The sequence below is a fragment of the Hydrocarboniphaga sp. genome (genome assembly GCF_028291725.1).
GTDB lineage: Bacteria > Pseudomonadota > Gammaproteobacteria > Nevskiales > Nevskiaceae > Hydrocarboniphaga.
On the sequence record NZ_JAQGNT010000017.1, the window covers coordinates 1 to 7,858 of the forward strand.

The following is a 7,858-nucleotide window of genomic DNA, read 5'->3' on the forward strand; positions in this document are numbered from 1 at the left end:
TTGGGGTGAGCCTGCGAACCCCAACGTCGGCTCGAACGAATGTTGGGGTTCGCAGGCTCACCCCAACCTACTTCCCGGCGCGATAGCGCCTACAACTTCCTCAACCAATCCTCCACCCCCTGATCGATCAACCGATACACCTCCTCGAACGCCTCCTTCGGTTGACGATACGGGTCCGGCACGTCCGCGTTGTCGCGCCAGCGGAGCAGCTTGTGGACCTTGCCGCGGTACTCCGGGAACCGGCCGTTGATCCAGTCGCTATGGTGCTGATCCAGGGTCAGCACCAGGTCGTTCTCGCTCAAAATCGCCCGGGTCAGCTGCCGCGCGCGGTGCGCGCCGATGTCGTGGCCCTTGTCGGCCATCACCTCCACCGCCAGCGGATCGGCCGGCCAGTTGACCATCGCCCCCACCCCGGCAGAACTCACCTCCAGGCCCTGCCCCCGCAGCTGCAACAGGCACTCGCCAATAGGACTGCGGCAAATATTGCCGGTGCAAACCACCACGATGCGACGAATCACAAAAATAGATCTCGAAGAAGAAAAGGCGATACAAACAGGCTATATCCCGTAACAAAGGCTTGCAAAAACTTGTCAATCCAAACCATCTGCAAACTGAACGCCAAAACCTTGTCTAACATACAAAATAGTGCTTTTGATATGAAAACAGATGTTACTCACGCGGACGGATACTTATGTCACAATTGTGTGGTAGTTCATATCTATGTCTTGGACTTTGCGTATAAAGTCGTAAAAGCACAGTGACCAGCCAGACAGCAAGCCGTTGCTAGAAGAACTGAATGTCAGTTGGCATGGAAGTTGGACAATTTGTACCGACATGGACGCATTAGCGCGCAATTCGCGCAGTGAATGGGGTTATGGATATGGCAGGCGGGGACGAGTCCATTTATGCAGCAGGCACACTTGAAAGTGCCGGTGAGCTGCCAGCAAACGACGACGCACACAGCACCCTCGCCAGCAGCGGCGATTTCGCCCTGCTGCGTGGCTTCTACTGGCGGCTCAAGCGCCCGCTGGGGCTGATCCTGGCGCTGGCGTCCACGCTGCTGGCTGCACCGGTGCTCGTCTCGATCATGCTGATCCTGTCCCGCCAGGGCCGGCCGGTGTTCATCCGCCGCCAGCGCCTGGGCCTGCATGGCCGGCCGTTCACCGTGCTCCACTTCCGCACCATGGTGCCGGATTCGCTGCGCTCGCTCGGCGCCGGCCAGGCCCCGGCCACGGACAACTTCGGCCAGTTCTTGAAGCGCAGCCGCCTGGACCACCTGCCGCTGCTGTGGAACGTGATCAAGGGCGACATGAACCTGGTCGGCCCACGCCCGCTGTCGCAAGAAGAGCTGATGGGCGCCGGCCGCCTGGCCCGCTTCAGCCTGGCCGTACGCCCCGGCCTTACCGGCCTGTGGCTGGTGGAAGGCGAGCGCGACCTGCGCCGCCGTTTGGCGTCGGACCGCTCCTACATCGACCGCGCCGGCCCACTACTCGACCTGAGCCTGGTCCTGCGCACCGTCGCGCACATGCACGGAGTTTGACGACAGGCCCTCTCCCTCTCCCGGCGCTATCGCGCCACCCTCCCCCAGGGGAGGGGACATCAAAAGCTAGCGCTGTTCCCCTCCCCTGGGGGAGGGTCCCGCAAAGCGGGGGGAGAGGGGCTTCTGCCCCCGCCACAAACCGCAACCAATACCGCTGGGTAAAGATGCCCATCACCCTCAAACAACCGCAGGCCCCCAACCGTGTCACCCCCCTGCGGCCGCAGCTGACTGGCCGCACCCAGGTGCTGTCCGTCCACTCCGCCTCGGACAAGCTGCTGCACTACGTACAGCTCCGGGCCCACGAAGCCACGCAGCAGCAGACCTACCGCGCCGGCCTGTTCGTGCCCGCGTCGCTGACCAACGCCGTGGTCTTCGACCTGGCGCTGATCTACGACGCCATGCTCTCCGCCCCCGAGCCCGGCGATGTCACCACCCGCTTCGCCCTGGCCTGCAGCGTTGCCGCGCAAGAGCTGCAAAACGGCCGAGGCGGGCCCGAGCTCGCAGCCCGCGCCAAAGATCTGCACAACCGCCGGCTGGAGAAAAAATCCGGCAGCCTGGCGAGCCTCAGCGTCGCCATCAACGCCACCCTGCTGCGCTCGCTCCCCGCCAGCGGCAAACTGTCCCGGCATCAGGACAAGCTGCGCCACGACCTGGCCCTGGTGCTGGCGCTGGAGGCGCAAGTGGTGCGCAGCTCGGCACTGGGCGCACTCGGCGTGCACGTCAACCTGACCAACCTCGTCGACGACCGCGACCAGCACCTGTACCTGTTCTGCGACCGCTACGGCTGCCTCAACAGCTCCGAGTTGGGCGAAGACGTAGACCTGCTCGGCGACGAGGCCGACACCGCCCCGGTACCCAACCCCTACATCAAGCGCAGCCTCGACATCGTCGCCTCGCTGGCGATCATCCTGCTGCTGCTGCCGGTGTTCGCGCTGCTGTTCATCCTGATCAAGCGCGAAGGCGGCCCGGCCTTCTACAACCAGAAGCGCGTCGGCCGCCACGGCCGGCTGTTCCCCTGCTGGAAGTTCCGCACCATGGTGCCCAACGCCGAGCTGATGCTGGAAAAAATCCTGGCCGAAGACCCCGCAGCCCAGGCCGAATACGCCGAGTTCTTCAAGCTGCGCAACGACCCGCGCATCACCAGCGTCGGCCGCGTACTGCGCAAAACCTCGCTGGACGAGCTGCCCCAGCTGTTCAACGTTCTGGTGGGCGAGATGAGCCTGGTAGGCCCGCGCCCCATCGCCGTGGACGAGCGCGACCGCTGGGGCTCGTACTTCCGCCTGTACAAGCGCCTGCGCCCCGGCCTCACCGGCCCCTGGCAACTGTACTTCCGCAGCGCGCACCCTTACGACGACCAGTTCGAGCACGCCGTCCGCTACGCCAGCGAATGGTCACTGTGGAAAGACCTCTGGTACCTGATCGAAACGGTAGTGGTGCCGTTCCGCCAGAGAGGTGCGTATTGAGAGCCCATCAATACGGGGCATGCCCGCGGCCCCCGTAGGTCGGCAATCCCTTGCCGACATGCACCCCCGGATACGCAACGCCACCTTACGCCCGATGCGCCAACGATTCTGCCGCCGCCCGTGCCAGAAACCCGCTGCGCGTCATGTGATGCGCCTCGGTATACCGGTCGATGCGTTGCACCAAATGGGCGGGCAGCGACACATTCAGCCGCAGCGGCTTGGCATTGACCTGCGCAAGCTCAATCTCCACCAACAGCCAAAAGCCGCCTTGAAAATCGGCATGGTCCTTCCAGCGGGCGATGTCGCTGGGAGCGGGGATCTCGGTGTCCTCACCCTCAAAGAAAACCTCCACCGCCTCTTGCGCCATGCGCGGCAAATCGGCCAATTCGTCGGCGGCGGTAAAGCAACCCGGAAAGTCCGGGAACGTACCACCGTAGGCACTGCCTTCGTCGCGATGGACATACAAGGGATAAAACATGAGCCTCTCCTATTCCCAGGGCCAACCGGCCTGGCGGTAAATGTTGCGTACCGTGCCCATGGGCAGGTCGCGCTTCGGATGCGGAACAGTCACATGCCCTGGCTTCGTGGGATGTTTGAACTTGTGATGCGATCCTTTCACATGCGCCTCCGTCCAGCCTTCGGACTTCAACCGGCGGATGAGATCAGCGCTGTTCATGGGCATGATTATACACACCCATACACAACGAAATACGCGACGAGCCGCGAAGCCGCCAACTCATCAACCTCGGTTCACCGTAGGTCGGCAATCCCTTGCCGACATGTACCCTCGGACGCGCAACCACCGCTGCTTTCGCAGTTGATATAGTACTCACGCATGCCCATCTCGATCCCCATCAACGGCCCCGCCGCCGAACTGTATGCCAAGCTCCCAGAACCAGAGCGTGCTCGGGTGGTCGCAGCGGCTGAACGCCTGATCATGCGGCGTGCAAAAAAGGCGTCTTCCACTCCTCAATCCGAGGTGATGGGGAAGCGCGATCTAATGGGCGGATTCCTTGAAGCGCTGCCGTCGTTGACCTTCACGACCGGCATGCCAGATTTCTCACAAGAACACGACCACTACATCTACGGCGCAGACAAGAAGAACAGTGGCTAAGGTGTTTGTGGATACCGCGGCGTTCCTCGCGCTGTTTGCCGAGGATGACGCGATTCGTTACCGAGCTTTTGATGCAGGAGGCGAAGGCCTTATTCCGGGAACGTGCCGACAAGGATTGGAGCCTTGCCGACTGTTCCAGCATCCTGGTCGCGCGTGACCATGGAATCCGCGACATATTCACAAGCGATCATCATTTCGAACAAGCAGGGTTTCGTATTTTGTTGTCGATGGCACGCAGGTAGCACCCGTCTTCGTGCAGGAGCATTGGACCTGACGGCAGCTTCGCCCGAGGCACAGAACGTGCTGGCCGAAGGTGTCAAAGAGTGAACCCGGGAGTTCGGACAACAGGGAATACAGAAGGGCTTTTTGGAAGGATTTCAGGATCGGGTGCAAACCAAGCTCGACGAAGCCTCCACGGACAAACTTGAACACGGGCAAGGGATAAAACATGAGCCTCTCCTATTCCCAGGGCCAACCGGCCTGGCGGTAAATGTTGCGTACCGTGCAATTTCACACAGTCATACACAACGAAACACACGGCGAACTGCGGAGCCGCGGATCCATCTTTCCATGAACCGAGCGCCCAACCCACCCGTAGGCTGGGTTGCAGCGCAGCGGAAACCCAGCGCTGGATTCGGGCCGCAACGCTGGGATTCCGCTCCGCTCCATCCCAGCCTACGCAGGGGTTCATCGTCCGTGAGCAGTACCCTCGGTTGCGCAACCACCGCCTCACGTCGGCAAAGCGTGTAGGTTGGGGTGAGCACAGCGAACCCCAACATCGGCGCGGGCACACGTTGGGGTTCGCTGCGCTCACCCCAACCTACACGGCTACCGTTAAGCGATACCTGGAGTCGCACCATGTCAGCCCATCAATTCGTAGTCTGCATTCAAAACTCCGGCTATCAAGCGTCCCTGGAACTCCGCAAGCTCTATGAACTCGTTACAGACCCGGCGGCCACAAAGCACCATCAAGTCCGCGTCATCGACGAATCCGGAGACGATTACCTGTACCCAGAATCCTTCTTCCTGGCCGTGCAACTGCCGGAGCAGATCGCTGAACAAGTAGCCCACGCCGCAACACCGTAGGTCGGCAATCCCTTGCCGACGTGTACCCTCGGATACGCAATCACCGCCTCACGTCGGCAAAGGATTGCCGACCTACCTGTGATATCACCCTCTAAAAACAAGCAGATGCGCATCCAAATTTATTCCGGCAACTTCTTCCCGGAAAAAACCGGCATCGGCAAATACACCGGTGAAATGGCCGCCTGGCTCGCCGGGCGCGGGCATGACGTGCACGTCATCACCGGCTACCCCTACTACCCGGAGTGGAAGCTCGCGCCCGGGTACACCCGCACCCGCTACCTCACCCAAACCTGGGCCGGCGTCACCATCCACCGCGTACCGCACTACATCCCCAAAGACGGCAAGGTGAGCTCGCTGCGCCGCATCCTGGTAGACCTCAGCATCTTCGCCAACAGCGCCGTCAACTGGCTGGGCATCCTGCTTGCCCCCAAAAGCCAGCGGCCCGACGTGGTCATCGCCGTCTGCCCGCCGCTGTTCTCCGGCATCTGGCCCTGGCTGGCCGCCAAGCTGCGCGGCATCCCCTGGGTCTATCACATACAGGACTTTCAGGTAGACGCCGCCATGAGCCTGGGCATGATCAAGCACGGCATCCTGGGCAAACTGCTCTACCGCGTCGAGAACCACCTGATCCGCTCCGCCACCCGGGTGTCGTCCATCACCCCCGCCATGTGCCGGCGCGCCATCGACAAAGGCGCCGCGGCCGAGCGTGTGCTCGAGCTGCCCAACTGGTGCGACGTGCACAGCATCTACCCCATCCCCCGCGAAACCGAGTTCCGCAGCCGCCTCGGCCTGGGCAGCGACGCCATGCTGGTGATGTACGCCGGCGCCATGGGCCGCAAGCAGGGCCTGCCCCTGGTACTGGATGCCGCCGCTTGGCTGCAGACCAGCGAGCCGCGCTTTCACTTCGTGATGATCGGCTCCGGCTCCGACGCCGAGCAGCTGCGTGCGGAGGCGGAAGCGCGCGGCCTGCAGAACATGAGCTTCTTGCCGCTGCAGCCGCTGGAACAACTCAACCAGGTGCTCGGCTCCGCCGATATCCACCTGGTGATCCAAAAGGCCCATACCGCCGACCTGGTCATGCCCTCCAAGCTCACCAACATCCTAGCCGCCGCCCGGTGATCGCCACCGCCGAGCCCGGCACCGCGCTGTGGGAGGCCGTGGCCACTGCGGAAACCGGCATCGCCACCCCGCCCGAAGACGCCGGCGCCCTCACCGAAGCCCTGCTGAGCCTGGCCGCCGACCCCGGCCTGCGCATCCGCCTCGGCAACAATGCCCGCCGCTACGCCGAACACCATCTGGACAAAGACGCGATCCTCGGCCGCTTCGAAAAAACCCTGGCCAGCCTCACCCAAAGCGCGCCCTCGGTAACACGGCCTACTACTTCTGATGGATGAGTCAAAGCGTAACGTACCGCCGGCTGTGTAGGTTGGGGTGAGCATCGCGAACCCCAACATCAGCGCAGACGAATGTTGGGGTTCGCTGCGCTCACCCCAACCTACACAGCGAACTTAAGCCCGCACATCAGTTTCCGTGTATGCGAAATGCATATACACTGTGGCGCATGAACACATGGGACGATCCCAAGCGCGAACAGAACATCAAGGATCACGGCGTTGATTTCGCTGACCTTGAAGCTTACTTCGGCGGCGATCTTCTCACCCGTGAGGACATACGGGAGGCGTATCAAGAACAGCGGTTCCAGAGCGTCGGAGTGTTCAACGGCGTCGCGCTGTTCGTTGTGTGGACTCCACGCGGCGAAGAGAGCGACATCCCGCATCTGATCTCTGCAAGAAAGGCGGAAAACCATGAATACAAAGCGTGGCAGTCGCGTTACCAAAAGCGTTAAAGCCAAAACGGACTGGGCAAAGCTGAAAGCAATGCCAGACTCGGCCATAAAATTCACCGAGGATGCCCCTCAAACCTCACCCGAAGACTGGGCAGAGGCAGTAGCGCATCGCGGCCTTCCGTTGCCGGGCCGCAAAGAGCAAATCGCACTGCGCGTAGATGCAGATGTCCTTAGCTGGTTCCGTAGCCAGGGCACGGGCTGGCAAACGCGCATGAATGCTGTGCTCAAGTCCTATCGTGACGCGCTGGCCCAATCGGGTAGCCGGGGGCCATAACGCCCCCGGCCCCCACCGAACATGCGGGACCGCATCCGGCAGTTCCGATCGGCGATCCGACAAGGCACCCACATCATCAGCGCCAGAAAAGCGACCGCACATGAACGCAAAACCTACCAAGAAAGCTAAGGCTACCGACCAGGACACCATGCGTGCCGAGTATCGGCGCGAGGATCTGGGCAAAGGCGTGCGTGGAAAGTATTTTCAACAGCACACACAAGGCACCAATCTTGTTCTGTTACAGCCAGAGGTCGCAAAAGTTTTTTCTACTCCAGCCGCCGTCAATGAGGCGCTGCGTGGCCTTATGCAGATCGCGCAACGAGTAACACACCCCTAGCAGTCGTAGGGTGGGCAAAGGCCGAAGGCCGTGCCCACGCGGGGTTCTTTCCATGAACCGAGAGCCCGACACACCCGTAGGCTGGGTTGCAGCGAAGCGGAAACCCAGCGCTGGATTCGGGCCGCCGTGCTGGGATTCCGCTTCGCTCCATCCCAGCCTACGCAGGGGTTCATGGTCCGTGAGCAGGTCCGCAAGGAA

Annotated in this window: 13 protein-coding genes; 9 read left to right on the plus strand and 4 right to left on the minus strand. The window is 61.9% G+C overall.

Going from position 1 to position 7,858, the window contains the following annotated elements; all coding sequences use genetic code 11:
- Positions 1-89: 89 nt before the first annotated feature.
- Positions 90-518, minus strand: a complete 429-nt coding sequence (locus JWQ90_RS04815) for a low molecular weight protein-tyrosine-phosphatase (RefSeq protein WP_299690201.1) — start codon at positions 516-518, stop codon at positions 90-92.
- A 356-nt stretch (positions 519-874) separates the two neighbouring features.
- On the opposite strand from JWQ90_RS04815, the gene JWQ90_RS04820 reads away from it, so the two are divergent.
- Both JWQ90_RS04820 and JWQ90_RS04825 read left to right on the plus strand, forming a co-directional pair.
- Positions 875-1,540 (plus strand): sugar transferase, encoded by a 666-nt coding sequence (locus tag JWQ90_RS04820; protein WP_299690204.1) that lies wholly within the window; start codon positions 875-877, stop codon positions 1,538-1,540.
- Between the two features lie 164 nt (positions 1,541-1,704).
- On the plus strand, positions 1,705-3,003 hold the full coding sequence (locus tag JWQ90_RS04825; RefSeq protein ID WP_299690207.1) for a sugar transferase: 1,299 nt from the start codon (positions 1,705-1,707) through the stop codon (positions 3,001-3,003).
- 85 nt (positions 3,004-3,088) lie between these two features.
- On the opposite strand, the gene JWQ90_RS04830 is transcribed toward JWQ90_RS04825, so the two are convergent.
- Both JWQ90_RS04830 and JWQ90_RS04835 read right to left on the minus strand, forming a co-directional pair.
- A complete protein-coding gene (locus tag JWQ90_RS04830; RefSeq protein WP_299690209.1) occupies positions 3,089-3,481 on the minus strand; it encodes a type II toxin-antitoxin system HicB family antitoxin in 393 nt (130 codons plus the stop codon).
- 9 nt (positions 3,482-3,490) lie between these two features.
- Positions 3,491-3,679: a type II toxin-antitoxin system HicA family toxin gene (locus tag JWQ90_RS04835; RefSeq protein ID WP_299690212.1), complete on the minus strand. Its 189-nt coding sequence runs from the start codon at positions 3,677-3,679 to the stop codon at positions 3,491-3,493.
- Between the two features lie 159 nt (positions 3,680-3,838).
- On the opposite strand from JWQ90_RS04835, the gene JWQ90_RS04840 reads away from it, so the two are divergent.
- Entirely contained in the window at positions 3,839-4,117 is a 279-nt protein-coding gene (locus tag JWQ90_RS04840; protein ID WP_299690215.1) for a hypothetical protein, read from the plus strand.
- A gap of 177 nt (positions 4,118-4,294) precedes the next feature.
- On the opposite strand, the gene JWQ90_RS04845 is transcribed toward JWQ90_RS04840, so the two are convergent.
- Positions 4,295-4,567 (minus strand): hypothetical protein, encoded by a 273-nt coding sequence (locus JWQ90_RS04845; RefSeq protein WP_299690217.1) that lies wholly within the window; start codon positions 4,565-4,567, stop codon positions 4,295-4,297.
- Positions 4,568-4,975: 408 nt separating this feature from the next.
- Here JWQ90_RS04845 and JWQ90_RS04850 point away from each other — a divergent pair, with 408 nt between their 5' ends.
- The 6 genes from JWQ90_RS04850 to JWQ90_RS04875 all read left to right on the plus strand — a co-directional run bounded on the left by JWQ90_RS04850 (position 4,976) and on the right by JWQ90_RS04875 (position 7,660).
- On the plus strand, positions 4,976-5,203 hold the full coding sequence (locus tag JWQ90_RS04850; RefSeq protein ID WP_299690220.1) for a hypothetical protein: 228 nt from the start codon (positions 4,976-4,978) through the stop codon (positions 5,201-5,203).
- 105 nt (positions 5,204-5,308) lie between these two features.
- Complete coding sequence (locus JWQ90_RS04855) at positions 5,309-6,322, plus strand: WcaI family glycosyltransferase (RefSeq protein WP_299690223.1); 1,014 nt, start codon at positions 5,309-5,311, stop codon at positions 6,320-6,322.
- Complete coding sequence (locus JWQ90_RS04860) at positions 6,319-6,597, plus strand: hypothetical protein (RefSeq protein WP_299690226.1); 279 nt, start codon at positions 6,319-6,321, stop codon at positions 6,595-6,597. Before JWQ90_RS04855 ends, JWQ90_RS04860 begins: the two co-directional genes overlap by 4 nt.
- Before the next feature lie 167 nt (positions 6,598-6,764).
- A complete protein-coding gene (locus JWQ90_RS04865) occupies positions 6,765-7,049 on the plus strand; it encodes a BrnT family toxin (RefSeq protein ID WP_299690228.1) in 285 nt (94 codons plus the stop codon).
- Positions 7,009-7,323, plus strand: a complete 315-nt coding sequence (locus JWQ90_RS04870) for a BrnA antitoxin family protein (RefSeq protein ID WP_299690231.1) — start codon at positions 7,009-7,011, stop codon at positions 7,321-7,323. Before JWQ90_RS04865 ends, JWQ90_RS04870 begins: the two co-directional genes overlap by 41 nt.
- 100 nt (positions 7,324-7,423) lie before the next feature.
- A complete protein-coding gene (locus tag JWQ90_RS04875; RefSeq protein WP_299690233.1) occupies positions 7,424-7,660 on the plus strand; it encodes a hypothetical protein in 237 nt (78 codons plus the stop codon).
- Positions 7,661-7,858: the final 198 nt, after the last annotated feature.

Bases quoted from the DNA above. Each gene is read 5' to 3' on its own strand.
- JWQ90_RS04820 (WP_299690204.1), top strand. From the start codon at position 875: ATGGATATGGCAGGCGGGGACGAGTCCATTTATGCAGCAGGCACACTT.
- JWQ90_RS04825 (WP_299690207.1), top strand. From the start codon at position 1,705: ATGCCCATCACCCTCAAACAACCGCAGGCCCCCAACCGTGTCACCCCC.
- JWQ90_RS04830 (WP_299690209.1), bottom strand. From the start codon at position 3,481: ATGTTTTATCCCTTGTATGTCCATCGCGACGAAGGCAGTGCCTACGGT.
- JWQ90_RS04835 (WP_299690212.1), bottom strand. From the start codon at position 3,679: ATGAACAGCGCTGATCTCATCCGCCGGTTGAAGTCCGAAGGCTGGACG.
- JWQ90_RS04840 (WP_299690215.1), top strand. From the start codon at position 3,839: ATGCCCATCTCGATCCCCATCAACGGCCCCGCCGCCGAACTGTATGCC.
- JWQ90_RS04845 (WP_299690217.1), bottom strand. From the start codon at position 4,567: ATGTTTTATCCCTTGCCCGTGTTCAAGTTTGTCCGTGGAGGCTTCGTC.
- JWQ90_RS04850 (WP_299690220.1), top strand. From the start codon at position 4,976: ATGTCAGCCCATCAATTCGTAGTCTGCATTCAAAACTCCGGCTATCAA.
- JWQ90_RS04855 (WP_299690223.1), top strand. From the start codon at position 5,309: ATGCGCATCCAAATTTATTCCGGCAACTTCTTCCCGGAAAAAACCGGC.
- JWQ90_RS04865 (WP_299690228.1), top strand. From the start codon at position 6,765: ATGAACACATGGGACGATCCCAAGCGCGAACAGAACATCAAGGATCAC.
- JWQ90_RS04870 (WP_299690231.1), top strand. From the start codon at position 7,009: ATGAATACAAAGCGTGGCAGTCGCGTTACCAAAAGCGTTAAAGCCAAA.
- JWQ90_RS04875 (WP_299690233.1), top strand. From the start codon at position 7,424: ATGAACGCAAAACCTACCAAGAAAGCTAAGGCTACCGACCAGGACACC.